This window comes from Parabacteroides sp. CAG:2 (genome assembly GCF_000436315.1).
GTDB lineage: Bacteria > Bacteroidota > Bacteroidia > Bacteroidales > Tannerellaceae > Parabacteroides > Parabacteroides distasonis.
In genome coordinates, this window is record NZ_FR885323.1 from 31,382 (window position 1) to 57,537 (window position 26,156).

20 protein-coding genes, 1 tRNA gene and 1 pseudogene are annotated in these 26,156 nt (G+C 43.5%); 16 read left to right on the forward strand and 6 right to left on the reverse strand.

The genetic code is table 11. The features are described from left to right. Positions 1-369 precede the first annotated feature (369 nt). The 10 genes and pseudogenes from QVP94_RS15575 (at position 370) to QVP94_RS15615 (ending at position 9,040) form a co-directional block, all read left to right on the forward strand. Positions 370-672 (forward strand): hypothetical protein, encoded by a 303-nt coding sequence (locus QVP94_RS15575; protein WP_288213296.1) that lies wholly within the window; start codon positions 370-372, stop codon positions 670-672. Continuing rightward, a pseudogene (locus QVP94_RS19350) lies at positions 662-814 on the forward strand (DUF6383 domain-containing protein); the annotation flags it as partial. The gene QVP94_RS15575 and the pseudogene QVP94_RS19350, both read left to right, overlap by 11 nt. Positions 815-1,894: 1,080 nt before the next feature. After that, positions 1,895-2,314 (forward strand): DUF6575 domain-containing protein, encoded by a 420-nt coding sequence (locus QVP94_RS15580; RefSeq protein WP_005861253.1) that lies wholly within the window; start codon positions 1,895-1,897, stop codon positions 2,312-2,314. 196 nt (positions 2,315-2,510) lie between these two features. Further along, on the forward strand, positions 2,511-3,290 hold the full coding sequence (locus QVP94_RS15585) for a ParA family protein (protein ID WP_005861254.1): 780 nt from the start codon (positions 2,511-2,513) through the stop codon (positions 3,288-3,290). Then, entirely contained in the window at positions 3,278-4,165 is an 888-nt protein-coding gene (locus tag QVP94_RS15590) for a ParB/RepB/Spo0J family partition protein (protein ID WP_005861256.1), read from the forward strand. Before QVP94_RS15585 ends, QVP94_RS15590 begins: the two co-directional genes overlap by 13 nt. After that, the gene (locus QVP94_RS15595; protein ID WP_005866821.1) at positions 4,162-4,872 is read left to right on the forward strand and encodes a DUF5683 domain-containing protein; all 711 of its coding nucleotides are present in this window, start codon (positions 4,162-4,164) and stop codon (positions 4,870-4,872) included. The genes QVP94_RS15590 and QVP94_RS15595 overlap by 4 nt, the downstream gene beginning before the upstream one ends. A 5-nt stretch (positions 4,873-4,877) precedes the next feature. Continuing rightward, positions 4,878-6,434, forward strand: coding sequence for a lytic transglycosylase domain-containing protein (locus tag QVP94_RS15600; protein WP_005861261.1), 1,557 nt, complete (start codon positions 4,878-4,880; stop codon positions 6,432-6,434). A gap of 67 nt (positions 6,435-6,501) precedes the next feature. After that, positions 6,502-7,560, forward strand: a complete 1,059-nt coding sequence (locus QVP94_RS15605; protein ID WP_008780692.1) for a sensor histidine kinase — start codon at positions 6,502-6,504, stop codon at positions 7,558-7,560. A 6-nt stretch (positions 7,561-7,566) separates the two neighbouring features. Further along, positions 7,567-8,322 carry a LytR/AlgR family response regulator transcription factor gene (locus tag QVP94_RS15610; RefSeq protein ID WP_005861264.1) on the forward strand — a complete coding sequence of 252 codons (756 nt, stop codon included), beginning with the start codon at positions 7,567-7,569 and terminating at the stop codon, positions 8,320-8,322. A gap of 319 nt (positions 8,323-8,641) precedes the next feature. Beyond that, the gene (locus tag QVP94_RS15615) at positions 8,642-9,040 is read left to right on the forward strand and encodes a hypothetical protein (protein ID WP_005861266.1); all 399 of its coding nucleotides are present in this window, start codon (positions 8,642-8,644) and stop codon (positions 9,038-9,040) included. Between the two features lie 102 nt (positions 9,041-9,142). On the opposite strand, the gene QVP94_RS15620 is transcribed toward QVP94_RS15615, so the two are convergent. Then, on the reverse strand, positions 9,143-10,432 hold the full coding sequence (locus QVP94_RS15620) for an O-acetylhomoserine aminocarboxypropyltransferase/cysteine synthase family protein (protein WP_005861268.1): 1,290 nt from the start codon (positions 10,430-10,432) through the stop codon (positions 9,143-9,145). 168 nt (positions 10,433-10,600) lie between these two features. Here QVP94_RS15620 and QVP94_RS15625 point away from each other — a divergent pair, with 168 nt between their 5' ends. Continuing rightward, positions 10,601-11,071 carry an Lrp/AsnC family transcriptional regulator gene (locus QVP94_RS15625; protein ID WP_005861270.1) on the forward strand — a complete coding sequence of 157 codons (471 nt, stop codon included), beginning with the start codon at positions 10,601-10,603 and terminating at the stop codon, positions 11,069-11,071. Between the two features lie 97 nt (positions 11,072-11,168). Then, complete coding sequence (locus QVP94_RS15630; protein WP_005861271.1) at positions 11,169-13,454, forward strand: RelA/SpoT family protein; 2,286 nt, start codon at positions 11,169-11,171, stop codon at positions 13,452-13,454. A gap of 45 nt (positions 13,455-13,499) precedes the next feature. Here the strand turns inward: QVP94_RS15630 and QVP94_RS15635 are convergent, their stop codons facing one another. The 4 genes from QVP94_RS15635 to QVP94_RS15650 all read right to left on the reverse strand — a co-directional run bounded on the left by QVP94_RS15635 (position 13,500) and on the right by QVP94_RS15650 (position 16,292). Beyond that, positions 13,500-14,450, reverse strand: coding sequence for a calcium/sodium antiporter (locus tag QVP94_RS15635; protein WP_005861273.1), 951 nt, complete (start codon positions 14,448-14,450; stop codon positions 13,500-13,502). A gap of 6 nt (positions 14,451-14,456) precedes the next feature. Next, positions 14,457-14,858 carry a DUF3127 domain-containing protein gene (locus QVP94_RS15640; protein WP_005861275.1) on the reverse strand — a complete coding sequence of 134 codons (402 nt, stop codon included), beginning with the start codon at positions 14,856-14,858 and terminating at the stop codon, positions 14,457-14,459. 79 nt (positions 14,859-14,937) lie between these two features. Beyond that, the gene (locus tag QVP94_RS15645; RefSeq protein ID WP_005861277.1) at positions 14,938-15,294 is read right to left on the reverse strand and encodes a MerR family transcriptional regulator; all 357 of its coding nucleotides are present in this window, start codon (positions 15,292-15,294) and stop codon (positions 14,938-14,940) included. A 14-nt stretch (positions 15,295-15,308) separates the two neighbouring features. Continuing rightward, a complete protein-coding gene (locus QVP94_RS15650) occupies positions 15,309-16,292 on the reverse strand; it encodes a M23 family metallopeptidase (RefSeq protein WP_005861279.1) in 984 nt (327 codons plus the stop codon). Positions 16,293-16,390: 98 nt separating this feature from the next. On the opposite strand from QVP94_RS15650, the gene alaS reads away from it, so the two are divergent. The 4 genes from alaS to QVP94_RS15670 all read left to right on the forward strand — a co-directional run bounded on the left by alaS (position 16,391) and on the right by QVP94_RS15670 (position 24,265). Beyond that, a complete protein-coding gene (gene alaS, locus QVP94_RS15655; protein WP_005861281.1) occupies positions 16,391-19,012 on the forward strand; it encodes an alanine--tRNA ligase in 2,622 nt (873 codons plus the stop codon). 154 nt (positions 19,013-19,166) lie between these two features. Then, entirely contained in the window at positions 19,167-20,228 is a 1,062-nt protein-coding gene (gene aroB / locus QVP94_RS15660) for a 3-dehydroquinate synthase (RefSeq protein ID WP_022192950.1), read from the forward strand. 36 nt (positions 20,229-20,264) lie between these two features. After that, a tRNA-Pro gene (locus QVP94_RS15665) sits at positions 20,265-20,339 on the forward strand. 866 nt (positions 20,340-21,205) lie between these two features. Beyond that, positions 21,206-24,265 (forward strand): DUF6383 domain-containing protein, encoded by a 3,060-nt coding sequence (locus tag QVP94_RS15670; protein ID WP_022192951.1) that lies wholly within the window; start codon positions 21,206-21,208, stop codon positions 24,263-24,265. 759 nt (positions 24,266-25,024) lie between these two features. Here QVP94_RS15670 and QVP94_RS15675 read toward each other — a convergent pair. Next, positions 25,025-26,156 (reverse strand): ATP-binding protein (locus tag QVP94_RS15675; protein ID WP_288213297.1); only part of this gene is annotated, 1,132 nt, incomplete at its 5' end.

The window sequence follows — 26,156 nt, forward strand, 5'->3', positions numbered from 1 at the left end:
GTGGCAAGACCGTGCCACCGTTATGGCATGCCTGTGCCATCCGTGTGGCACTCCTCTGCCATTACAGTGGCAAATGTATGCGCCCCACTGATAGCGATCCTTTCGAATAGAGAGGCAGGTGCTATGCCTCTGACTTATCGAAGATTTTTATAAATATTTCTTGATTGATTTATGTCGCTGTTATTGCGTGAATTATGCTTTGTGCGGATATGAAATTTGCCTTAAATTAGCCCTAGGTTAATGCCTTGTTTAGCGTTCGTTAACTCATGGTTTACTGCTCCTCCCTATATTCGCTCTCGTTGTTTCGCACGAGGAAGCGAAGTTGTGTTTTACTATATATATTTTTTTTTCGACTTTAAATTTAATACTATGAGTAACACTATGTCTGACAAGAATTCGGTGAACTTCACACGTAGGGAGTTCTTAGGTACAGTAGCTGCAGCGGCGGCGTTTACAATCGTACCTCGTTCCGTTTTGGGTGGACCGGGCTATACGGCACCTAGCGATATGGTCAATTTGGCCGGTATCGGTGTGGGTAGCCAAGGTGGTGGCGATATACAGAATATCGCTACTCCGGATGTACCAATTAAAAGGAGACCTTTTGGTGGAGGCGGTATGCTGATGCAACCTTATGCGGGCATCCAGCCACCCAGACGGGAACGCTGCTGGTAAGTCTGTAGTTATCACTAACATCTTAGGTAAGGTTGTTGCTGAGACAGTTCTTACTTCAGACAACGCAACTATCGCTGTACCTGCTGGTATCGTAGCTGTAGCTGTTGAGGGTGAAGAGGCTGTTAAGACAATCGTTAAATAAGTAGAAAACTGATCGAATTTCCGTAAGGAAAGACACAGTTCATAAGATAGAGCTCCGTCGATGTACTTCGGCGGGGCTTTTGTGCGTTCCCCTACGAGTGTTTCATATTTAAATACAAAAACAAGGTATCTTAGTTTCATTGAGCAAGTATCCTAAGTTCATTGGCGAAGTATCTTAGGCGTATGGGGCGATGAAACTAAGATACTTTTCTCATGAGCACCTTGTGTGAGTATCGGTGTCGTCATATGCGACTACCGGCGTGGATTGTAAGGACTACTCGTGCAGGTTCTAGGCTCTACTGCCCTGTTATTCTTTCTTTTTGATAGATAAATGTCTATATGTGTGACATCCCTTTTCGGTGGAGAGCGTAAAATAGCAGAGGCTGGATGACTGTAAACGGCATTTTTCATTGAAAAAGCCCCCTTTTTGTACGTGATAAGTGGTGAAAGCCTATGCGATAGGTCGCGTTGGGCAACGCCGGTAGTGCCGATGGGCATCGTGAATAGTCAAGAATAGGGTTGTTGATACTTGTGGATGGGCATCATAACCTTGTTACGACCCAGTTCTAACCCCATAAACCCCCTCAAGCAACCCACTAAATATGAATTACAATGAATGAATTCCGCTAGAATGAAAGGCCGTTTTTCGATAAGACGCTGTCATGTAAATGATTGCTGAAATTTTTTCTCGTATTTGAGAATGAACTGTCCATCAGCCCGGAAAAATCGATTCTCCGGGACTTGATATTACAAATTGTCAAAATGGTAAACGTGGTTTAGCTATGGTTTCTCGTTAGTCATATTTATGGAATTCTTGATATGGTATATTGTTTATTCTGCTTATATTTGCGATATCATGGAAGAAAGGAAATGGTTTGAGGAGCTACCGGACTTATGTCCACCTTCGGATGCTATGGCGTGTAGTGGGGTATTTTATAGAATTGCGGAAGGAGATCCTGTGAAATCATTGGATTTCTTCTCGCAAAGAAGATGGCATGATTAAAAAGACATTCGGTGTGGCTCATTATTCTTGGTGGCGATCTTATTGTTTTGATGTAAATAAGGCAAAGGTAATGATGTTATGACTAATTTGTTTTTAGATAGGATCCTAGAGTTTTATGGTGTGCCTCAAATCCTTGTGGCTAAAGATTCTTTTGGTACGCAATACTTATGCCTGCTTTTCGATGATGGGGCTGGATGCAGGTATACGGGTATTAAGATTTCATCCTCTAGGCTGGATGATTATTGGGGAGGAAGGATCGATTTAAGGACTCTTTATCTGAATCCGGAGAATGACAATGAATATTTCAATGTGTCTTATAATGATAATCATTATGAGCTACAGTCTTTTGAGGGAAAGGCCTTGCCGGAGGAAAGGCTTCCGGAAAAGGGATATTTTCATGTGGAATCACGGTCTGAGATCTATACGATAAAGGTTCCTTCCTGCGATAAAAATATATTCCAAGACATTGCCCGGAGGATGGGATGGGTCTGTATGTAACTTAAAACTTCGTTATCATTTCCAAAAAAACACCTATATACCAGCCTTATAACCCCCTATTTGATTTATTCTGCTTATATTTGCGAGTTATCAACAGTTAGGGCGATTTATCAACAAAACAAGCATTGTTTTGATTGAACCCTGTTTGGTTCAGTTTTTAATGTTTAGTTTTGCCCTCGAATTAATTAGGTATAGTATGGGAAAGATTATCGCTTTAGCAAATCAGAAAGGTGGAGTCGGGAAGACAACCACCACGATTAATCTGGCTGCGTCATTGGCCGCTCTTGAGAAAAAGGTGCTGGTCGTAGACGCTGATCCGCAGGCGAATGCCTCATCCGGTCTGGGTGTGGACATACGTAATGTAGAACTTTCTATCTATGAATGTCTGGTGAACGGTGAGGATGCGAGCGGCGCTATCACACAGACTGAAGTGGAAGGACTGGATATCATCCCCTCTCATATCGATTTGGTGGGAGCGGAGATCGAGATGCTAAACTTGGAGAATCGTGAACGGATCTTGAAGCAGATATTGACACCGCTGAAAGAGAAGTACGATTTTATCCTGATCGACTGCTCTCCTTCTTTGGGATTGATAACCGTGAATGCCTTGACAGCCGCCGATTCGGTGATCATCCCGGTACAATGCGAGTATTTCGCCTTGGAAGGTATCAGTAAGCTGTTGAACACGATCAAGATTATCAAATCAAAGCTGAACCCGGCACTGGAGATAGAGGGATTCCTCTTGACTATGTATGATTCCCGCCTGCGTTTGGCGAACCAGATTTATGAGGAAGTGAAACGTCCGTTCCGTGATTTGGTATTTACTACCGTGATCCAACGAAACGTGAAGTTGAGCGAGGCTTCCAGTTACGGTAAACCTGTCTTATTGTATGACGCGGATTCGAAAGGATCTATCAACCATATGCAGTTGGCACAGGAGATTGTTGAAAAAAATAAAGGATTATGGCAGCATTAAAAAGATCGGCGTTAGGCCGTGGATTAGACGCGTTAATTACGATGGATGACCTGAAGACAGGTGGTTCATCGTCTATTAGTGAGATCGAGTTAAGCAAGATCCAGCCTAATCCGGAACAACCTCGATCCATCTTTGAGGAAGAGACCTTGGAGGAGTTGGCTACCTCTATCCGCTCGTTAGGCGTGATACAGCCGATTACGTTGAAGGAAATCGGCCCCGAGCAATATATGATCATCTCTGGCGAACGCCGTTATCGTGCGTCGCTAAAAGCAGGTTTGGAGCGTATTCCCGCTTATATTAAGACGGCGGCCGACGAAAACGTGGTGGAGATGGCTTTGATAGAGAATATCCAACGAGAGGACTTGAACTCTATCGAAATCGCGTTAGCTTATCAAAAATTAATCGATAATTACGGCTTGACCCAAGAGGGGCTGAGCGAAAGGGTTGGAAAGAAACGTGCTACGATCGCTAATTACCTTCGTTTATTGAAACTTCCCGCCGAGATCCAAGTAGGATTGAAGGACAAGAAGATCGATATGGGACATGCCCGGGCATTGATCCCGGTGGATGATCCGGAGGTTCAATTAGCTTTATATGAGCAGATATTGGCTCAAGGACTCTCCGTTCGTAACGTGGAGGAGATGGTGCGTAATATAGCCGAGGGAATACAACCGGAATTGCCGGAAAAGAAAAAATCGGATCGTAAGCCGATACTTCCGGAAGAGTTTAAATTGCTGAAAGATCATTTGTCCCGTTACTTCAATACGAAAGTCCAGTTGACTTGCAATGAGAAGGGAAAAGGTAAAATTACGATTCCTTTCGCCACGGAAGAAGAGTTGGAGCAATTGATCGGGTTACTGGATAAATTGAAATGAGAAATCGAATCATACTCCTTTTGATCGGATTCATGTGCTATGCCGGGATGGGTAACGCACAGGAGGATAAGACGGAGAAAGCCGTTCCTGCTATAGTTTCCGATTCCGTGGAGGTAGCTGCCCCGGATTCTACCGTGCAAGCCGTCTTGATGGCGGCCGATTCGGTGGGTGTACCGGAAGTGAAGATGAAGCTGGCTTTTAAGCCGAATCCGACAAAAGCGGTCTTGTTCGCCTTGGTACCGGGTCTGGGACAGATCTATAACCGGAAATATTGGAAATTACCGATCGTTTACGGTGGCTTGATGGGATGTATGTATGCCGTGACTTGGAACAACAAGAACTATAAGGATTATTCGACGGCTTATAAGGATATCATGTATGATGCCGCTAAGAATCTGGAAAATCCGGATGCTTGGAGTAAAAGTTGGCAAGACTTGACTTCCATGGCTCCTGAGGATGCGATTAATAATTCAAATTTCAAGGATCAATTGAAAAGACAGAAGGATTATTTTCGTCGATATAGAGACTTGAGTATAATTATTACGGTCGGGGTGTATGCGTTGAGTATCGTGGATGCCTACGTGGATGCCCAGTTATTCGATTTTGATATATCACCGGATTTATCCTTGCATTTGGAGCCGGTTGTTAGTCCGAAGACGAGTGTCACGCCTCGTACTTACGGATTAAATTGCAGTCTAAAATTCTGATATACATGAAAAGATACCTGCTAGCACTCATTTGTTTAAATTGTTTGGTCTCATTGGTCTATGCGCAGGAAGAGACCCGAATTGAGGAAAAAGATACCTTAAGCTCGCTGGAGTCTGAGGTCGGATTGATTCCGGAAAGCTTGGATGCGAACGTGGATAGTTTGCTCCGTACTTGGCATGTGCAATATTTCTCAAAAAGAGAGGACTTTTGCCATGATGACGACGAGAATGTCTATTTCCCGGATTCGGTCTATATCGACCGCCTGTCTAGGCTTCCCAGCGTGATCGCTTTGCCCTATAATAATATAGTGCGTGATTGTATTGACTTATATGCGGAGCGTAAACGAAATTTAGTGCGTTATATGCTGGGGATGGCGGACTTTTATTTTCCGATAATCGAGCAGGTGTTGGATGAGCATGACCTGCCTATTGAATTGAAATATCTCGCCGTCGTGGAAAGTGCCTTGAATCCGGTAGCCCTCTCTCGTGTGGGCGCTTGTGGTTTATGGCAATTCATGCTTCCTACGGGTAAGAGCTATGGCTTGGAGATTAATAGCTTGGTGGACGAGCGCCGGGACCCCTTGAAAGCGACCGAGGCCGCTTGTAAGTATTTCAAGGATATGTACGCTATCTATGGGGATTGGAATTTAGTGTTGGCATCTTATAACTGCGGGCCGGGCAACGTGAATAAAGCGATCCGTCGTTCGGGGGGCAAGACGGACTTCTGGGATATCTTCCCTTATTTACCGAAAGAGACTCGTTCATACGTCCCCTTATTTATCGCCGCCAATTACGTCATGAATTATTATTGCGAGCATAACATCTGTCCGATGCAAACCAGCTTGCCGCTAGCCACGGATACGGTCATGGTGAATAATGCCCTACATTTGCAGCAGGTATCGGATCTATTGCAAGTAGATATTGAGACGTTGCGTGCGTTAAATCCACAATATAAAAGAGACATCGTTCCGGGTAATACCCGCCCTTCGGTTTTGAAACTACCTGCGGCGGAAACCTATGCTTTTATCGATAAAGAAGATACGGTCTATACGCATCGGATCGAGGAACTGTTGGCGAATTGCATTTCTGCGAATAACTCTAATGGCTCTTTACCAAGTGGTGCGACCCGGGAAAAAATCACCCACGTGGTATTGAGTGGTGAGAATCTTTATACGATCGCTAATCGCTATGGAGTGACAGCGAAAGATATCCGTAAATGGAACGGGCTAGGCTCCAACCGGGTAGCGAAAGGAAAACGGTTAAGATTATATGTAGATAATGGGGGTGTCGCTTTTGCCTCGGCTACCAAGACTCCGGTGAAATCAACTACCGTGACTGCGAAATCAACTGCGACAACAACGAAAAAGTCGGCTTCCGCCGCTACAAAACAGATCGCTTCCGCTAATAAAGATTTTGTCTCTTATAAGGTTAAATCGGGAGATTCGCTTTATTCGATTTCCAAGAAATACCCTGGGGTTACCGCCTCTTCCTTACAAAAGGTGAATGGGCTGTCAAGTCCGGATATCCGTCCGGGTCAAGTACTGAAGATACCGGTAGGATGATCATTCGGGGATAATTCGTCTTTAACTCTTTTTTTTCGCTTTCTTCCTGCACTGGAGAAGGATGTGAATGATTTTTTATTCCTTTGTATACGAAAAAAGATACAATCGTATGGGTTCATTGGATGAAAAGATATCAGTGGTCAAGGCTAAACCTTGGTTGGTCAGTTTGGTTTGCGCGGTGTTTATCGCCTACCCGAATTTGGCATGGATCTTTTGTGACATGAGCTATCTGGCTCCGAACGATCATCAAGGATTTTTACTCTTCTTTGGGTTCCGTTTTCTTTACTTCTGGGGACTTATTTGGTTTTTGCTGAAAAGTAACTTGAGGCATGAGGATTGTACCTCCTTCTTCGAGCGGTTGCTCTGGAATGCCCTGTACGTTTCCGGAGGCTTTGTTGTCTATAAATTGATCTCCTTCCTGACTATTAGTTATGATCGTTTTTTGAGTATCATTATCTTCCAGTTTATCGTGTTGGCGTTGTTATGTACCTTGATCGGCTATATACAAATGCTATATCACAATCAACGGGAAAAGGATCAATTGATCGAGAATCTGCGTGTCGAGAATTTGCAGAGCCGCTGCGATGCATTGGTGAACCAGATCAATCCGCATTTCTTTTTCAATTCATTGAATGGAATCTCCTCCTTGATACGGAAGAAAAACGATGAGAATACCTTGTTGTATGTTACGAAATTGTCCGATATATTCCGTTATATCCTTCAGAGTGATAAAAAGAATTTGGTACCACTGTCGGAGGAGCTTGCGTTTATAGAGGCTTTTCAGCATGTAATGGTAGTCCGTTTCGCCAATAAGCTTACTTTTACGATCGAAGTTCCCGAAGATAAGCGGAACTTGCGAATTCCCGTATTATCTTTGCTTCCGTTGGTAGAGAACGTGACGGTACATAATATTATAGACAGCGAGCACCGGATGGATATCTTGATCCGGCTGAACGAGCGAATGGAACTGGTTGTTTCTAATCCAATCTATCCGAAATTGACCTTACCGGATACGAATGGAACCGGGCTTAAGAATCTGGAGAATCGTTTCTTGCTATTAATGAATAAACAAATACGGGTAGAATCTGATGAGGATGAGTTTCAGGTATACCTACCCCTAAAATGATGCTATATGAGAATACTGATCGTAGAGGACGAGACCGCCGCCTATGAGAACTTAGCGGATATGTTGGTTACAATAGATCCCACGCTTGAGATCATGGGAAATACGGAGAGTGTCCAGCAAACGGTACGTTGGCTGCAAGCCAATCCGAGGCCGGATTTGATTTTTATGGATATTCATTTATCGGACGGTTCCGCTTTCGCTATTTTTGACCAGATAGAGGTGGAGGCACCGATTATCTTTACTACGGCGTACGATCAATATGCGATCGACGCTTTCAAAGTAAACAGCATAGACTATATCTTGAAGCCGATTAAGTCGGAAGAATTGAAAAGGGCCTTAGATAAGTTTAGCCGATGGAATCATCAAGATATCATCCATTATTTATCCCAATTAACACAGTTGTCTACTACTCCTAAATACAAGGATAAACTACTGATTCCTATTAAGGATAAATTGTTGCCTATTAGCTTGAAAGATGTGTCTTGTTTCTATACGGCTGATAAGAATACATATGTTTATTTAAAGAGTGGTAATTCGTATCCATATGCTAAAACATTGGAACAGATAATTTCTTCTTTAAGTCCTGCTGATTTTATTCGTGCGAATAAACAATTCATCATTTCTCGTGATAGCGTGAAGGACATAACAATTTGGTTTGATAGCCGTTTGCTCGTTACTTTGGATATAGAAGTGCCTGAGCGTATATATATTAGTAAAAATAAAGCATCCGAGTTTAAGTCTTGGATAGTAAGTCTGGAATAATAATTAAATAGAAATGCCGGTTCTCTTAAAGCCGGTATTTTTTTGCCCTTTTCGTGTTCAATCCCCATTTTTTCCTTTTCGTCAACAATCGGAAACTTCCTATCCGATAATTCTTCATCTTTGCAATATAAACAAGGAGATACATCAATAAGATGTAAGTTGAAATTTTGATGTTAATCCGAGTTTTATCATACACATTAGATAGGTTAATAGGTTTGTAAAAAAGGATTAGTCCGAAACAAAAGAATGTTTAGGCTATCTTCTCTAAAATGAGTGTTTGTTTTGTAAATGGTTTTGTAATAGGTAAATTGTAGGTATTATGAGAAAGTTAATTATGGCGGTAGCGGTTTTGGGAATGAGTGCTACAATGAATTTTGCGAAAGCGCAATGTGTGAATGAATATGGGAATAAAGAACCGTTTGCGGTAGAGTTTAGCCGATTGAGTTCTTATCTAGGATTGGCTCCTTACCAAATGGAGGAGGTACTTAACATTAATGATTATTTTGTACAAGAACAAAGAAAGAGTTTGAGCAAAGACCTGAAGCGTCAGGATGAACGATTGCAAAAAGCCGTGTACGGCAATTTGAAGCTGATGAAAGAGGCGTTGACTGCCGATCAGTATCGCAAGTATGTCATATTGTTAAATGTAACTAACAACAATAACCGATTAACCGGAGCTGTGACATTTACGGATATCTATTTGGCTGAGAATAAATGAGTGTAACCTTGGCTCGATGTGATGTTGATTAGAAAGGCGATCCTTGTGTCGAACAGGGATCGCCTTCTTTGCTTCTGTCCTTTTCCTTTTGGAAGTGCGCTATCAGATTTTAGCGAAAGCTTGATCCAGATCATCTATAATATCATCTATATATTCGGTTCCGATGCTCAAGCGTACGGTGGATGGTGTTATGTGCTGTTGGGCAAGTTCTTCCGGGCTCATCTGGGAATGAGTGGTCGTGTATGGATGAATGACAAGGCTCTTTACATCGGCGACATTCGCTAGTAGGGAAAATATCTCCAGTGAGTCGATGAATTTCCAAGCGGCTTCCTGCCCGCCTTTGATCTCGAAGGTGAAGATACTGCCGGCACCATTCGGGAAATATTTATTGTAAAGTTCATGGTCCGGATGGGTAGGAAGTGATGGATGATTCACTTTTTCTACTTTCGGATGTTTTGATAAATAATCCACGACTTTCAATGCGTTTGCTACATGGCGCTCCACGCGTAGGGATAAGGTCTCTAATCCTTGCAACAATATAAAAGCATTGAAAGGAGAGATCGTTGCCCCGGTATCGCGAAGAATGACCGCACGGATACGGGTGACAAAGGCGGCGGAACCTGCTACGTCCGCAAATATGGCTCCATGATAACTTGGGTCTGGTTTAGCTAATGTAGGGAACTTATCTGCATTCGCCTTCCAGTCGAAAGTACCTCCGTCTACAATTACACCTCCTAGGCTACTGCCGTGTCCTCCTATGAACTTTGTGGCGGAATGGATGACAATGTCAGCTCCATGTTCGATCGGACGAATCAAGTAGGGGGTTCCGAACGTATTGTCTACGATTAATGGAACATGGTATCGGTGAGCGACTTCCGCTACCGCATCCAGATTCGTTACGTCAGAGTTAGGATTCCCGAATGTCTCTACATAAATGGCTTTCGTGTTTTCCCGGATGGCTGCTTCTAATGCGTTTAGGTCATTTACATTGATAATCGTATTAGTAATGCCTTGGGAGGCCAGTGTATGGGTGATCAGGTTGAAGGAACCGCCATACAAATTATCGGCCGCGATAATATGATCTCCTGCCCTCACTATGTTCTGTAACGCATAGGTGACAGCCGCTGCTCCTGAAGCCACGGCCAAACCTGCCACACCTCCTTCTAAGGCAGCTACACGTGCCTCGAAAACGCCTTGCGTGGAGTTTGTCAAACGTCCGTAAATATTCCCTGCGTCACGTAGGCCGAAACGGTCTGCCGCATGTTGTGCGTTATGGAATACATAGGAAGTTGTTTGATAAATGGGTACTGCACGTGCGTCGGTTGCGGGATCCGGTTGTTCTTGTCCTACATGAAGTTGTAATGTCTCGAAATGTAACTTCTTTGTTGCCATAGTCATCTTGTTTATTTAGTTCTTATTCTGTTGGCAAATGTATGATGTGTGTGCTTTTTGGACAAGATTCGTTGAGAATATAGAAAATAATACTATTTTTAGGGCTATAAATAGAATACATCTTCGGCGAAGGACGCTGGGGAATCAATCCGATAGAATTTTTTTCTTATGAATGTTTCAGATAAGTTAGACAAGGTGGATCTGCAAATCCTCCGAACGTTACAAGATAATGCCCGGTTGACTACGAAAGAGTTGGCGGCAAGGGTCAGTCTCTCGTCAACCCCGGTGTTCGAGCGTTTAAAACGTCTTGAGAATAGTGGATATATAAAGAAGTATATAGCGGTACTAGATGCGGAGAAGCTGAATCAAGGCTTTGTTGTCTTTTGTAGCGTGAAATTGGTTCGGCTGAATAAGGATATAGCTTTTGAGTTTACCCGGATTATTCAAGAAATCCCCGAGGTAACGGAGTGCTATAATATTTCAGGCGATTATGATTACTTATTGAAGATACACGCTCCCAATATGAAATATTATCAAGAGTTTATTTTAAATGTGTTAGGAACGATCGATAGTTTGGGCTCGTTGAGAAGTACTTTTGTCATGGACGAGGTTAAACACGACTATGGGATCCATATTTAAGCAGTAGATATTCTATTTTTGTCTTTTGTTAGGGTTTCCTTCCAAATATTTGTATATATTTGTGGCTATACAGTATAAAAATGGGAGGTGTAAAACCATGGACGATACAAAGGACACAAAAGATATAAAAGAAACGGGCGAGGCTGCGTCCGTTCTCTCTGCGGACGAACAGATGATACAAGATGGGTTCAATGCGTTGTTGAACGATTATTTGAAGTCAAACCACCGCCGTAAGGTCGAACGAATCACGAAAGCTTTTAATTTCGCCAATCAAGCGCACGCCGGAGTGAAACGGCGTTCCGGCGAACCTTATATAATGCATCCTATCGCCGTGGCTCGTATCGTATGCCGGGAGATGGGTTTGGGCTCTACCTCTATTTGCTCTGCGTTATTGCATGATGTCGTGGAAGATACCGAGTATACGGTGGAGGATATCCGGGATATGTTCGGAGACAAGATCGCCCAGATCGTGGATGGCTTGACGAAGATATCCGGTGGCATTTTTGGGGAACAGGCCTCGGCTCAAGCCGAGAACTTCCGTAAGTTGCTGCTGACTATGAGTGACGATATACGGGTGATTCTAATCAAGATCGCAGACCGTCTTCATAATATGAGGACTTTGGGTTCCATGCTTCCCGCCAAGCAATTTAAGATCGCGGGTGAGACTCTTTATCTGTATGCTCCTCTGGCGCATCGTCTGGGTCTCTTCTCGATCAAGACGGAACTGGAGGATTTGAGTTTTAAATATGAGCATCCGCAAGAATATGACTTCATCAGCGCTAAGTTGAAAGCGACAGAAGAGAGCCGTAATAAATTATTCGAACGTTTCGCCGCCCCTGTGGACGAGAAGCTGAAATCGATGGGACTTCAGTATGAGATGCGTGCCCGTGTGAAATCGGTCTATTCCATTTGGAATAAGATGGAAAGCAAGGGTGTCGCTTTCGAGGATATTTATGATATTTATGCGGTCCGCATTATTTTTGACCCGCTTCCCGGTGTGGACGAGAAAAACCAATGTTGGGATATCTACTCGGCTATTACGGATATTTACCGGATTCGTCCCGACCGTATCCGTGATTGGGTGAGCCGTCCGAAAGCGAACGGTTATCAAGCGCTTCATCTGACCGTTATGGGACCGGATGGACAATGGGTAGAGATCCAGATCCGTAGCCGCCGTATGGATGATATCGCAGAGAAAGGCTTCGCTGCCCATTGGAAATACAAGGAATCCAACGTGGAGGAGGATACGGAATTGGATAAATGGATACAAACCATTACCGAGATATTGGAGAGTCCGGACCCGAATGCGCTGGATTTCTTGGATACGATCAAACTGAACTTATTTACTTCCGAGATATTTGTTTTCACTCCGAAAGGAGATATAAAGACATTGCCCCAAGGGGCTACCGCCTTGGATTTCGCTTATGCGCTTCACTCCGATATCGGTAATAAATGTATTGGCGCTAAGGTAAACCATCGTTTGGTGCCATTGAGTCATCCGCTGTCCAGTGGAGATCAGGTGGAGGTCTTGACTTCCCGCTCTCAGGAGCCGCAACCGGAGTGGTTGAATTTCGTGACTACCGCTAAGGCTCGTGCGAAGATCGATGCCGTATTAAAGCGTGTCCGTAAAGAGGTCGCTAAGTATGGAGAGATAAAAGTTCTTGATGCCTTCAAGCGTTCGGAGCTTGAGGCGAGTACATCCAATCTGGATAAATTAGGCATGTATTTTGGATTCTCGAAACGCGAGGAATTCTTTTATGCGGTAGAGAAGGGGGATGTGGTTTTGCCCGAGAATTTAAAGAAGCTGTTGAAGGAGAAGACGGATAATGTCTTGTTTAAGTATGTGAAACAGGCGTTGGGTGTCGCTTCCAAGAAGGTGAAACAACCCGAAGAGGAGGAAGCCAAGAAAGAGAAGCCTAAATATGATAAGAAAAAGCCTTATTTATTGAAAGAGGAGGCTTTTGAGCGTAATTATGTAATTGCCGAATGTTGTAAGCCGATTCCGGGAGATGACTCTTTAGGTTTTATCAATGATGATGGAAATGTAGTAGTTCATAAACGTTCCTGCCCGATCGCCATGCGCTTGAAAAGTAGCTTTGGCGAACGTATCTTGAATACGGTTTGGAGCAGCCATATGAACGCTTCTTTTGAGGCCACGCTAGAGGTGAAAGGTATAGACTCGATAGGCGTACTGAATACGATCACGAAAACGATTTCCGAGGATTTCAACGTGAACATCATGCGCTTGCTGATCGAGGCGAAAGACGGCGTGTTTGAAGGTAAGATAAAGATGAAAGTTCATGACGTAGAAGATATCCAGAAAATGTGCGTGACTTTGTCGAAGATACAGAATATTAAATCTGTCGGACGTGTAGCGGATTAAGTGTAGCGAAGTGCTTCGCTACACTTTTGTTTTATAAAAGCTTTATCAGCCGACAATCAAATAAGTTATATAAGCTATATAACAAGCGATCAATAGGATTCCCTCCGGCCTAGTGATGGTCCGTTTCTTGAAGAAAAGGCCAAAAATATAAAGCAATACGCATGAACCGATCATGACGCCCAAATCCAGATTGGTAATGCCTTGTATGTTCATCGGCGTGATTGTCGCGCTACAACCTAATACGAAGAATATATTGAAGAGGTTGGAACCGATAACATTTCCGATCGCCATCTCCGGGTTCTTCTTTAATGCGGCCACGACGGAAGTCGCTAACTCAGGAAGAGAGGTTCCTCCGGCCACTAAAGTCAAACCGATAATAGATTCGCTAACACCCAGTCCACGGGCGATACCAGAAGCTCCATCCACGAAAAATTGTCCTCCGTAAATCAAACCAGCCAATCCACCAATGATGAATAAACTCGCTTTCCAAATGGGCATTATTTTAATCGTGCTCTCTCCATTTTCCTCTCTATTATGTGCGATCGCGAATGTATAGCCAAGGAAAATGGCGAAGAAGCATAATAGTAACATTCCATCGCTACTACTGATACTATTGTGCGATGCGCCGTTGATCAAAACGTCATTCGCACAAATAAATAATACGATTGAGGCAAGCACGCAAAGAGGGATCTCTTTGCTCAACGTACCTTTCGTGACGCTGATCGGTACGATAGCGGCCGTACAGCCGACAATCATCAAGGCGTTAAATATATTGCTTCCTACTACATTACCAATAGCGATATCCGAGCTTCCTTTCAAGGCGGATACGACACTGACCGTTAATTCCGGTGCGGAAGTCCCAAACGCCACAATAGTTAGCCCGATTACTAAGCTGGAAATATTGAAGCGTTTGGCTACCGAGGCGGCACCATCTGTCAAGGCGTTAGCCCCGACTAAAATTAGTAGTAAACCGCCAATTAGTAATACGATATCCATTAGTCTTTAGAATGGCAAATCATCGATTGGATTGGCCGGTCCGAAATCAGGAGCGGATGAGGCTGGAGCCGTAGGAGCGGAAGCCGGAGCGAAATTATCCGGAGTTACTCCCATCGGAGCGGCTTGAGGAGCTGCCGCCATCGGACGGTCTACTTTCCATGCGTTGATACTGGTGAACCAGCGGCCTTGGTACTCACGGCTGTCAATGTCGAAAGAGACTGTCAATTCCTCGCCCGGCTGAATGGCCGCTTGAGCGATCTTATCCGCTCCGAATATCTGGAAGCATACTTTCTTGGGATATTGATCGTGTGTCTCTAATACGTACTCTTGTTTTTTCCATTCGTTTCCGGCTTTGCTGACACCGCCTACTTCCGGTAGGACTTGAATAATTTTTCCTGTAATTTCCATGTCTTGTATTTTATTTGCTTATGTTTTATTTAATTGGGGACGAAGGTACGGTTTTGTTCTGGTTTTATCAACAGAATAATCACACTTTCGGGGCAAAAGCATCGAATGCGTCTTTCATAGCTAACAGCTCTTCTTTGATCTGTTTCAGGCGGTTTACGATCTCTTCTTGCCGGATCGTCGTCTCTTTATTGTCCTTCAGTTTTTGCCGTGCGCCGGCCAAGGTCATCCCTCTCTCTTTAACCAGATGGTAGATGAGGCGTACCGCGTCGATATCCTCCTGCTTGTAAAAACGGGTACCTTTGCTCGTCTTCCTTGGATTGATGATATCGAACTCCTTCTCCCAAAAGCGAAGGGTGGACTCGTTCACGTCGAACATCTGCGCCACCTCGCTGATGGAAAAATAGAGTTTGAGATCTTTATTCTTTTTTAGACTCATACTGCTAATGAAGTTTAATCCATAACCTGACCATGATTCTCGGCAATCTGGATCATACGGTCGTATTCCTCAGGTGAGAGATCCATGTAATAGTATTTAGATGGGTTATCATACTTCCCTCGTACGATTACCTCATAATGCAAGTGAGGGCCGGTAGATTTCCCGGTATTTCCAACCTCGCCAATCACCTCTCCACGAGTAACCTTTTGTCCGACACGTTTCTTGAACTTACTCATATGACCGTATAAAGTCTGATAGCCGTAGCCATGATCGATAATCAAACAATTTCCGTATCCCTGTTTCCAAGCGGCGAAAGTGACAACGCCATTACCTGTCGCATAGATCTCCGTTCCCACTTTAGCCGAGAAATCCATTCCGGAATGGAAACGAGGTGTACGGTAAATCGGGTCGATACGTACGCCATAGCCGGAAGCGGTACGACGCAGATCCTTATTGGAAATCGGCTGGATCGCCGGGATACATTTACTTCTCTCTTCTTGGTTCTTTCCTAGAGAGATCAGTTCTTCCAAGGAATTGGATTGGATATATAATTGCTTACGTAGCATATCCATCTTTTGGGTCGTGGAGACAACAAGCTCCGGATTGGACAGGCTCATCAAATGCTCGTAACGGTTTGTCCCTCCAAACCCGGCTTTCCGAACGGACTCGGGTATAGACTCAGCTTGGAAGATAGCCCGGTACAGATTCTCGTCACGCTGTTGGATATCATCCAATACGTCCAACGCGTTATTTAAGCGAAGGGAAAGCACCTCGTATTGAGTTTGCAATAGGCGGTTCTCCTTACGTAACTGAGATTCCATCGGAGAGTCCACCAAATGCATCATGACGAAAAAAGTGGCTACGCCGAATGCTATTCCGGTGCTTAAATGGCGGAGAACGGTGAACAGCCGGTCTTTGCTAGATGGGTATACACGCTCATAATTGAGAGTGTTCGGATTGTATAAATAGTATGTTTTGCGACTTTTAAAGAGTTTCATCTACATTTTTTGTTATCTGAATGCACGCAAAAATAATAATTTGCAGTACTTTTGCAAATTGTTTTTCAGAATATTAACGAGAACTATATAAATAGATTATGTTGACAGCAAAAGAAATCCGTGAATCCTTCAAGCAATTCTTCGCTTCTAAGGAACACCAGATCGTGCCTTCCGCTCCAATGGTGGTAAAGGGTGACCCCACGTTGATGTTTACGAACGCGGGAATGAATCAGTTTAAAGATATTATCTTGGGCAACGTGCCCCGTAAGTATCCTCGTGTCGCGGACTCTCAGAAATGTCTTCGTGTTAGCGGTAAGCATAACGATTTAGAGGAGGTAGGACATGATACCTATCATCATACGATGTTTGAGATGCTCGGAAACTGGTCGTTCGGAGATTATTTTAAGAAAGAGGCGATCAACTGGGCTTGGGAATACTTGGTAGAGGTATTGAAGCTGAATCCGGAGCGTTTATATGCCACCGTATTCGAGGGAAGCCCCGCTGAAGGCTTAGATCGTGATAACGAAGCTGCTGGTTATTGGGAGCAATATTTACCGAAAGATCATATTCTGAACGGTAACAAACATGATAACTTCTGGGAAATGGGGGATACGGGTCCTTGCGGTCCCTGTTCCGAGATCCATATCGATCTTCGTTCGGACGAGGAGCGTGCGGCGGTCAGCGGCGCCGATATGGTAAATAAGGATCATCCGCAGGTAATCGAGATCTGGAATCTTGTATTTATGCAATTCAACCGTAAGGCCGATGGTTCTTTGGAACCGCTGCCGGCTAAGGTGATCGATACCGGTATGGGATTCGAGCGTCTGTGTATGGCATTGCAGGGTAAGACCTCAAATTATGATACGGACGTATTCCAACCGATTATCAAGGTAATTGCGGGAATGGCGGGTACGACTTACGGTACGGATAAACAGCAAGACATCGCCATGCGTGTGATCGCCGACCACATCCGTACGATCGCTTTCGCTATCACGGACGGACAGTTGCCTTCCAACGCTAAGGCCGGTTATGTAATCCGTCGTATCTTGCGGCGTGCTGTTCGTTACGGTTATACGTTCTTGGATCGCAAGGAAGCGTTTATGTATAAGCTTTTGCCCGTATTGATCGAGACGATGGGCGACGCTTATCCGGAATTGATCGCTCAGAAAACCTTGATTGAGAAGGTTATCAAGGAGGAGGAAGAATCTTTCCTTCGTACCTTGGAAACCGGTATCCGTTTGCTGGATAAGAAAATGGAGGAGACGAAGGCTGCGGGCAAGACGGTCTTGAATGGCGTAGATGCCTTTACATTATATGATACCTACGGATTCCCGTTGGACTTGACGGAATTGATTCTTCGTGAGAACGGCATGGAAGCCGATATCGAGGAGTTCAATAAGGCTATGCAGAAGCAGAAAGAGCGTGCCCGTAACGCCGCCGCTATCGAGACAGGCGACTGGATCACGCTGAAAGACGGTGAATGTAAGTTCGTGGGTTATGATTTGTTCGAATGCGAGGCAGAGATCTTGCGTTATCGCCAGATCAAACAAAAGAATAAAGTATTATACCAGATCGTTCTGGATCAAACCCCGTTCTATGCGGAAATGGGTGGACAGGTCGGTGATACGGGTTGGTTGATCGCCGACGACGAGAAGATCGACGTGATCGATACGAAACGAGAGAATAATTTGCCGGTTCATTTGGTTACTAAACTACCGAAGGACGTAACGGCTACATTTACCGCGAAGATCAACGTGAAAAAGCGTATCCAGTGTGAGTGTAACCACTCTGCCACGCACCTTTTGCATGAGGCGTTGCGTGAGGTATTAGGTACGCACGTAGAGCAGAAAGGTTCGTATGTTTCGCCTGATTCTTTACGTTTCGACTTCTCTCATTTCCAGAAAGTGACGGACGAGGAAATCCGTAAGGTGGAAATATTGGTTGGAGAGAAGATCCGTGCGAACTTCCCGTTGGAAGAGCATCGCAATATGCCGATCGCCGAAGCAAAGGCGCTAGGGGCTATGGCTTTGTTCGGTGAGAAATATGGCGATGAGGTACGTGTCGTGAAATACGGAAGCTCCGTGGAGCTATGTGGTGGTACGCATATCCCGGCAACCGGTATGATCGGTTCTTTGCGCGTGATAGGAGAGAGCTCTATCGCCGCAGGAGTCCGTCGTATAGAGGCGGTTACGGCCGAGGGCGCCGAGCAATTCGTATATGCCCAGCAAGATCTGATCCGTGAGTTGCGTGCGTTGATGAACCATATGCCGAATTTGGCGCAAGCGATGAAAAAGTCTATCGAGGAGAACGCCGAGATGAAGAAACAGATCGAGGATTATATCCGTGAGAAGTCTATGCGTTTGAAAGAGGAGATCGTGGCGAAAGCTTCGGAGAGCAATGGTATTAAGGTTATGCAGTTCGTTGGTAAGGCAAATGCGGACGCTATGAAGAACGTGGCTTTCCAGATCAAGGCGGAGACAACCGATAGCTTTGTCTTTGTTGCCGGTATCATAGACGATAACAAATGCACGCTCATGCTTATGTTAAGCGATGATTTGGTGAAAGAGGGCTTGCATGCCGGTAAGATCGTAAAAGAGGCCGCTAAGCATATCCAAGGCGGTGGTGGTGGACAACCCCATTTCGCTACGGCCGGCGGTAAGAACATGGAGGGCCTTTCCATTGCGGTTGGCGCTGTGAAAGAGGCTGTTGGAGTACAGTAAAATCGGTTCGGAAGAAATTGACTTTTCTTTCGGACGCAATGATAGATTCCTTCGGATCGAATAAGAATTCCATCCGAAGGAATTTTTTTATGTCGTTTTGATAATCGGAATACATGTTTTACCTTTGTGGTCTAAGGTTTTAAATAAAAAAGATATGTCAGAGCAAAAAGTGGTTATTTGCAAGGACCTGAAATCGGAACTGCAAGATTTTCTCTTCTCTCTAAAATACGATAAGTTGTTCATCCTTATGGATACGAATACCAAAGAGAAATGTTTTCCCTTGGTAGAGGATATACCGGCCTTTCAAAAGGCGCCGATTCTCGTGATGGAAGCGGGTGATATGAATAAGGGTTTTGTCTCATTAGCCCAGATATGGACAGCTTTGTCGAATGAGGGGGCTTCCCGTAACTCCTTGCTGGTGAATTTGGGCGGCGGTATGATTACGGATATGGGTGGTTTTGCCGGCGCTACTTTCAAGCGGGGCATCCGTACGATCAATATCCCTACGACCTTGATGGCGTCCGTCGATGCTGCGGTTGGCGGTAAGACGGGTATAAACTTCAATGGGTTGAAGAACGAGGTCGGTTCTTTTTATCCCCCCTTGTGTGTATTCATCGATTGCGATTTCTTGCGCACGTTGGATCGCGATAATATCCTTTCCGGTTATGCGGAGATGATCAAGCACGGGTTGATTAGTTCGATGGAGAATTATGCGTCTGTCATGCTTTTTGATATCGACACCATGAATTATTCGTATTTGAATAGTTTGGTAGGCCAGTCGGTCGCCGTGAAAGAGCGGATCGTAGAGGAAGATCCCAAGGAACAAGGTATTCGTAAGGCATTGAATTTCGGTCATACGATCGGCCACGCTTTCGAGAGCTTGTCTTTCCTGAAAATGCGTCCGATCTTGCATGGTCATGCGGTAGCGGCGGGTATCGTGAGCGAGCTTTACCTCTCGCATAAGCTGTGTGGCTTCCCGATGGAGAAATTGAGTCAAGTCGTTTATTATATAAAAGAGTATTATCCGGCGCTCTTCTTTGACTGCACGGACTACGATACCTTATATGAGTTAATGACACATGATAAAAAGAATGAGGGCGGTATCATCAACTTCACTTTACTGAAAAATGTAGGAGATGTCCGTATCAACCAATCGGTCACCAAGGAAAAAATCTTGGAGTCTCTTGATTTTTATCGTGAAAGTTTTGGCATTTAACAGAAAAAAACTACCTTTGCACCCGTAAAATAAAAGCGGGATGTAGCTCAGCCCGGTTAGAGTACGCGTCTGGGGGGCGTGTGGTCGCTGGTTCGAATCCAGTCATCCCGACTAAAGCTGAGAGAAAAGGAGTTAAGTCTATGGCTTAACTCCTTTTTTTGCTCTTTATCACTTTCCTAAAACAATAAGGCAGTAGAAATTCCGACTCATCCGATATTCATGGGGGATAGCCTTAAATCATGACAATAGATTAAAATTGATATATTTCCGTTTGAATTTAGTGCGGTCATTCCAGCCTATTTTAGCCATTATTTCTGTTAATGGTTGCTTAGTGCCGACTTATCGGTGCATGCTCTGTGAGTTCAAAGTCTTTTGGGGCACGATTGTTTATCGGAGTAGGGAGGCCTAGCTGTTTGATAGAGTGCCATTGGCTCCTGAAGTGAATAACTAACGGCTTGTCGAATGAATAACTAGCGGCTATATATAGCCGCTAACTAACGGCTCGGGAAGTGAATAACTGATCACTTGGAAAGCCTTCTACGGCCTGCGAAATCAAGTATGCGTTAACCTAGAGGAGGATTCTTGGAAATTATATTATATATGTACACGTACATTAAAGAATATGATGTATATGAATAGGCTTTAGTAATACATACCAATAATATCAAGGACTGATTTATCTGATAAAACGGCTAGTCTAAACGATCGTTTTAATTTGTCATTTGCAAAGGTACGCGTTTCTTTGATACCTGCAACCCTTCCGAGCTATTTTTTTTATCCCTTATTCGCTTTCTTATCAATAGGATAGCCTATCCTTTACGAAACAACCGATTCCGTAAACGAACCTCCCGTTTTCCCTCTTCAAAAACGCAAGATCTAAACGATGGTCTAGACTAGTCGTTTTGGTATGGCGAAGGATAATTAAAGAGTTGAGAGATATTTAATTAACACTATTATTAATATTTAAATTAGAGATTATGAACAAGAAGTTTTTTACTTTGGCGGTTAGTGTCCTGCTAACCTCGGCGTTTACCTCTGTCTCTGCTATTAATACAACTACATCTCCGGATAAAGTTGTAGCTGCAAATGGCACGAAGGATGATGGCCATGAATTCAAATCAGGCAAGAAGTATTATGTAGCGATGACTGCTGCTGATGGTACTTTAACTGATGGAGAATTTGTATTAGGAATAAAGAATACGGATGGAACATTAAGTGCCACAACAGCTGCCGCGGAAAATGTTAAGTTTGATGACGAGAATATTGCTCAATATCTGTGGGTGGTAGAGAAAGCTGTAGGTACGGATGGTAAGACGTATTATACATTTAAGAATCCGGAAGCCGGGGCTTATTTGAGCTTTGATAAGAGCGGTAGCATGGTGACAAAAAAAACGGAAGCGGTAGCAGGTAAGGCTGATAAGTCTATTTATTTTTATTTTGCTTCAAATGCTAGTTATGACGGAAAGGGACAATCGCTTAACTCTGCGGCTAAGACTTCGGATAATGAATTAACTTTATCTGAAAATAGAATCGCTGTTGGCGCAAGTGGTAATAATAAAATCGTTCTGTTTGAGGCCGCTGAAAATACAATGACTGCTAAAGAGTTGAATAGTCAATATCTAGGAGATGGCTTCTCTTTGAAGTTCGCTAAGGAACCGACAGAAAATATTTTCAGCCAGACAGTAAAGGCATACAATTTAGCGGCGACTGTGGCTCCCAAGGCTGGTACTTATTTTGCGATATCAACACCTGCGGAAGGTATCAATACACCCGATGACTTTGAGGCTTCTACATTCATAGCGATTAACTTGGAGAAGAATTATGGCTTTAACGCCCTAGATCCTAAGGCTGGACAAGGTTATGAGTTTACGATAGTTGGTGGTAATGTGTTGAAGAAGGATGCTGACATTGAGAAAGATGAATTACCGGTAGAGAATGCGATGTTCACGGTGACAGAGAAATATCCTACAAATGATCCGGGTAAATATACTTTGACAATGTCCGCTACGGTTATTAAGGATGGAAAATATGATGCTGGACAGAATGTTGCTGTAGGTGTCGTAACGAATGCAGGCACTAATTATTTAACGACAACCTCGGTAAATGGTGCCACGGTAGCTCAGTTTGGCGCCTCTAATATTATTAAACCGGAATCGTTATTGAAGGCTGATGCTCCAGCTGTTTATCAGATCATGTTCACAAGTGGAGCAGATAAGGTAAGTGGTAACAATAGCTCAGAGTATGGTAAATATTTGCGAGTTAGTACGACTACCACCGGTGGTTCTACCACTTGGAGTTTGTTAGCTGATGGATCAGACTATACGATGATGAACGCTCCGATCGCTCAATGGACAATCGTTGGCGTAGATGAGAATGGATCATTTATCTTCCGTAACCGTGAGACAAATGTTGAGATCAAGCTAGGTTTGTATGATCAAAATAACGCTATCCTTGTTCATGGTGCTAAGATTTGTACAGGTAAATGGGATACTCCTGCAGATGTTACAGATGCGAAATTCATATATGGATATGTGAATAGAGCAAATGAGCATGTTTATTCCTCAACTCATGGCGAGATTAATGCTAAGAATATCCAATTAATCCCTGTAGAGAGTGTTGATCCGATGGCCGGTTTCTTGAATCTATCCGATGAGGCTATCGCTTATGGTCCGGTTAAATTGAATTTCAAGAAACAAGATTCCCGAATCGCCGATGATTTACTTTTGACAGTTGTTGATAATGATAAGGTTGAAGCTCATAAGCAAGAGGCCGGCTTTACTTTGTGGAATATCACTAAATTTGACAAAAGTGCAGCCGAGTTGAAAGCTGCTAAATCTGATACGATCCTGAACGTTAAGGGTTATGCTTATTGGGATGCCACTAAGAAATTAGTGAAGACTGTTGCTTCTGGTGATACGGTAGCCGTATTGTCTTATGCTTTCAATCCGGTTAATTCAGATAAATATTTGAAGGCTGATGCCTCTGCTATCGCTACCGTTACTAATTCTACTCCTATGGGTAAGTTTATATTCAAGCAGAACTTGGATGGTTCTTATTCCATGTTGAAGTCTGATAAGAAATATACCGATATGATTAAGGCTGATGGTAATGTCGCTAGCTTGAATACAGGAACAGGAAAGGTAGAGTTTAATTCTTCTACAATCTATGCTGATAAAGACAGTTATCGTGCAGTCTCCTTATTGCGTGAGGATATGGTATCCTTGAAAGGGGAGTTACGTCATGCGGCTTTCCAAGCTGTAAATGGTGGATTCATGGCTGTAGGTAAGGATATGCAGGCAGTGGTAGCTCCGGCTGACGCATCTGCGGAGAACTTGACATTCTGGTTGGATACCGCTGATGTCAATACTTACTTACCTTCGTTCTTCATCTCCAAAGGTATAGCGGAAAAGACGGAGAGAGCCTTCTTGTACAATGCGTATGACTCTGCTTATTATTATAGCACAGGTGCCGCAAGTGAGGTTAAGGATTTCAACTATATCATGAAAAACCAAGGCGAAGAAATAGTGAAAGCTATTTTCCGTCCTGCTACTTTGGTGAATGCAGATACACTGACTACTCAAGTGAAAGGTGAGACTGTGACTGTTGCGGCTGTCGCAAGTAAAGGCGTTTTGGCTGGCTTGAACAACTATAAGTTCAACATTGTATTGAAAGATGCCGCTACAGAAGGTGACTATGTGATTAGAAGCTTGTCTAATGCGCAGTATCTGTATAGTTTGAATGGAAAAATCGGTTTGACTAGCAATTTAAATGAAGCTTTGGTCGTAACCGTTGAAGATGGTATCATTCCGACCGGTAACGAGTCTATTGACAACGCTACTTCTTCTATCGTAGTAACAGGCAACGCCGGTTCTGTAACGATCCAAGGCGCTCAAGGCGAGACCGCTTATGTTCGCAACTTATTGGGTATGCCGTTGGCAGAGACAGTTGTCACTTCCGATAACGCTACGATCGCTGTTCCTGCCGGAATCGTTCTTGTAACGGTTGGCGACGAGACTGTAAAGGTTGTCGTTAAATAAGACATGTAAAGGAATAATGAAAAGATAAATCGAAAATCATTCCCGTGCGGATTATCCAAGTACCCCGAGAGGGCGAACAAGCGGGAATGGATTAATATTAATACTAAAGTAATAAATTAAAGTTCATCCGTAAGTACTTCCGTGAGGATGGAAACGGATCAAAGGCAAGGGGAGACAGTATTGCGCTGTTTCCCCTTATTTGTTGATAAGGGTAGATAAGGGTTTTGTTAGTGAAATGGACGGTATTCGATCTTTTTGATCGATATAAGGGGGATATCGTGACATACCCTTTTTGAGAGAGGTATGAAGTAGGGGAGATCGGAGGGGTATAAATAGCTTTTTTCATGCAAAAGGACCACTTTTTACACACGATAGGCGGTAAAAGGCAGTGCGACTAGTCGTGTTTGGCAACGCCAGTAGTGCCGTTGGGCATCGTAAACAGTCATGAATAGGGTTGTTAGTACTCATGAATGGGCATCGTAACCCTGTTATATCCCTGTCGTAACTCAATGAGATAGCCCGGATAAGCTATAGGATATGAATTAGGATGAATTAAATTCGCTAGGATAAAAGGCTGTTTTTAACTAATGCGGTATAAGACAAATGATTGCTAATATTTTTTCTCGTATTTGGGGATAAGCTGTACGTTTGCCCGAAAAAAGTGATTCTCCGGCAGTTGAGTTTACAAATTGACAAAATGCCAAGGTGCTTTTTTTGTGAGCTTATAGGAAGGGCTAGATCCGAAAACAAACCTTGATTTTAGAGAATGGCATGGGATAAATTCCATGCTTGTACGTGCTTTATTCCTTCTTTGGAAGGAAGCGGCAAATCATCGAGCGAGACAACGATCTTCTCGTAATTATCCTCAATGGCCTCTAACGAGGCATATTCCCGTTCGATGGTTTCTTTGTCGATTAGTAAATAAGTGGATTGGAGATAGATAACCCTCTCTCCTTTGATAGCGACGAAATCCACCTCTTTGTTCTTTATGCTGCCTACGTATATTTGATAGCCGGCCCTTAATAAATCTAGATAAATGAGGTTTTCTAGTTTATACCCAATGCCGTAGCCAAAGCCTTGATATAAATAATTGTTGAAACCTAGGTCATTGATGTAATACTTACAATTCCCGGCGATGGTCTCCTTTCCCTTGATTTGGTATTTCTCGACTTTATGTACCAAAAAAGTGTCCTCTATGTAACTAATGTAGGAGGCGATCGTATCATAGCTGGTCTTCCTTCCCGAGCTCTTGAAATAATTGGTGATATTCCGAATTGATATTAAATTAGATGCGTTATTTACCAGATAGACAAAAATGTCCTCAAGCAACTTAGCGTCTTTTATGTTTTGTCTTTGTATGATATCACGTAGTAATACGGTGTCTTTTAATGCGGATATATAATTTCTTTGTACTTCTGGTTGAGATAGATGGTATAATTCAGGCATACCACTACTTTGCATATATTCTAGGTAGTGTACCTTGTTGTTTTCTTTTTGGGTGATTCCAAGAAACTCTGTGTATGAAAAAGGATAGATGGCAAATTCCACATAACGTCCGGCTAATAACGTGGCGAGTTCTCCAGATAGCATTTTAGAGTTGGAACCACTGATGAATAACTCATATTCGGCGGTATAGTCTTGTGAGTATGAGTTGGCGAAGCGTTCCCATCCCTCTACATTTTGGATTTCGTCAATGAACAGATAGATACGACCTTGAGGATTTATTTGTTTTAAGTAGAGATTAAACAGGGAATCAAGATCTTCATTGGTTTTCAAAAAATAGAAGGCGGATAGCTCACAGTTAATGAAGAATATATTTCGGGGATTTACTCCACTATTGGCGAGATGGCTAGCTAACTGACGAAGGAGATAGCTTTTCCCTACGCGTCGC

Bases quoted from the DNA above. Each gene is read 5' to 3' on its own strand.
- QVP94_RS15610 (WP_005861264.1), top strand. From the start codon at position 7,567: ATGAGAATACTGATCGTAGAGGACGAGACCGCCGCCTATGAGAACTTA.
- QVP94_RS15580 (WP_005861253.1), top strand. From the start codon at position 1,895: ATGACTAATTTGTTTTTAGATAGGATCCTAGAGTTTTATGGTGTGCCT.
- QVP94_RS15620 (WP_005861268.1), bottom strand. From the start codon at position 10,432: ATGGCAACAAAGAAGTTACATTTCGAGACATTACAACTTCATGTAGGA.
- QVP94_RS15585 (WP_005861254.1), top strand. From the start codon at position 2,511: ATGGGAAAGATTATCGCTTTAGCAAATCAGAAAGGTGGAGTCGGGAAG.
- QVP94_RS15670 (WP_022192951.1), top strand. From the start codon at position 21,206: ATGAACAAGAAGTTTTTTACTTTGGCGGTTAGTGTCCTGCTAACCTCG.
- QVP94_RS15645 (WP_005861277.1), bottom strand. From the start codon at position 15,294: ATGAGTCTAAAAAAGAATAAAGATCTCAAACTCTATTTTTCCATCAGC.
- QVP94_RS15575 (WP_288213296.1), top strand. From the start codon at position 370: ATGAGTAACACTATGTCTGACAAGAATTCGGTGAACTTCACACGTAGG.
- aroB (WP_022192950.1), top strand. From the start codon at position 19,167: ATGTCAGAGCAAAAAGTGGTTATTTGCAAGGACCTGAAATCGGAACTG.
- QVP94_RS15600 (WP_005861261.1), top strand. From the start codon at position 4,878: ATGAAAAGATACCTGCTAGCACTCATTTGTTTAAATTGTTTGGTCTCA.
- QVP94_RS15635 (WP_005861273.1), bottom strand. From the start codon at position 14,450: ATGGATATCGTATTACTAATTGGCGGTTTACTACTAATTTTAGTCGGG.
- QVP94_RS15615 (WP_005861266.1), top strand. From the start codon at position 8,642: ATGAGAAAGTTAATTATGGCGGTAGCGGTTTTGGGAATGAGTGCTACA.
- alaS (WP_005861281.1), top strand. From the start codon at position 16,391: ATGTTGACAGCAAAAGAAATCCGTGAATCCTTCAAGCAATTCTTCGCT.
- QVP94_RS15595 (WP_005866821.1), top strand. From the start codon at position 4,162: ATGAGAAATCGAATCATACTCCTTTTGATCGGATTCATGTGCTATGCC.
- QVP94_RS15640 (WP_005861275.1), bottom strand. From the start codon at position 14,858: ATGGAAATTACAGGAAAAATTATTCAAGTCCTACCGGAAGTAGGCGGT.
- QVP94_RS15625 (WP_005861270.1), top strand. From the start codon at position 10,601: ATGAATGTTTCAGATAAGTTAGACAAGGTGGATCTGCAAATCCTCCGA.
- QVP94_RS15630 (WP_005861271.1), top strand. From the start codon at position 11,169: ATGGACGATACAAAGGACACAAAAGATATAAAAGAAACGGGCGAGGCT.
- QVP94_RS15650 (WP_005861279.1), bottom strand. From the start codon at position 16,292: ATGAAACTCTTTAAAAGTCGCAAAACATACTATTTATACAATCCGAAC.
- QVP94_RS15605 (WP_008780692.1), top strand. From the start codon at position 6,502: ATGATTTTTTATTCCTTTGTATACGAAAAAAGATACAATCGTATGGGT.
- QVP94_RS15590 (WP_005861256.1), top strand. From the start codon at position 3,278: ATGGCAGCATTAAAAAGATCGGCGTTAGGCCGTGGATTAGACGCGTTA.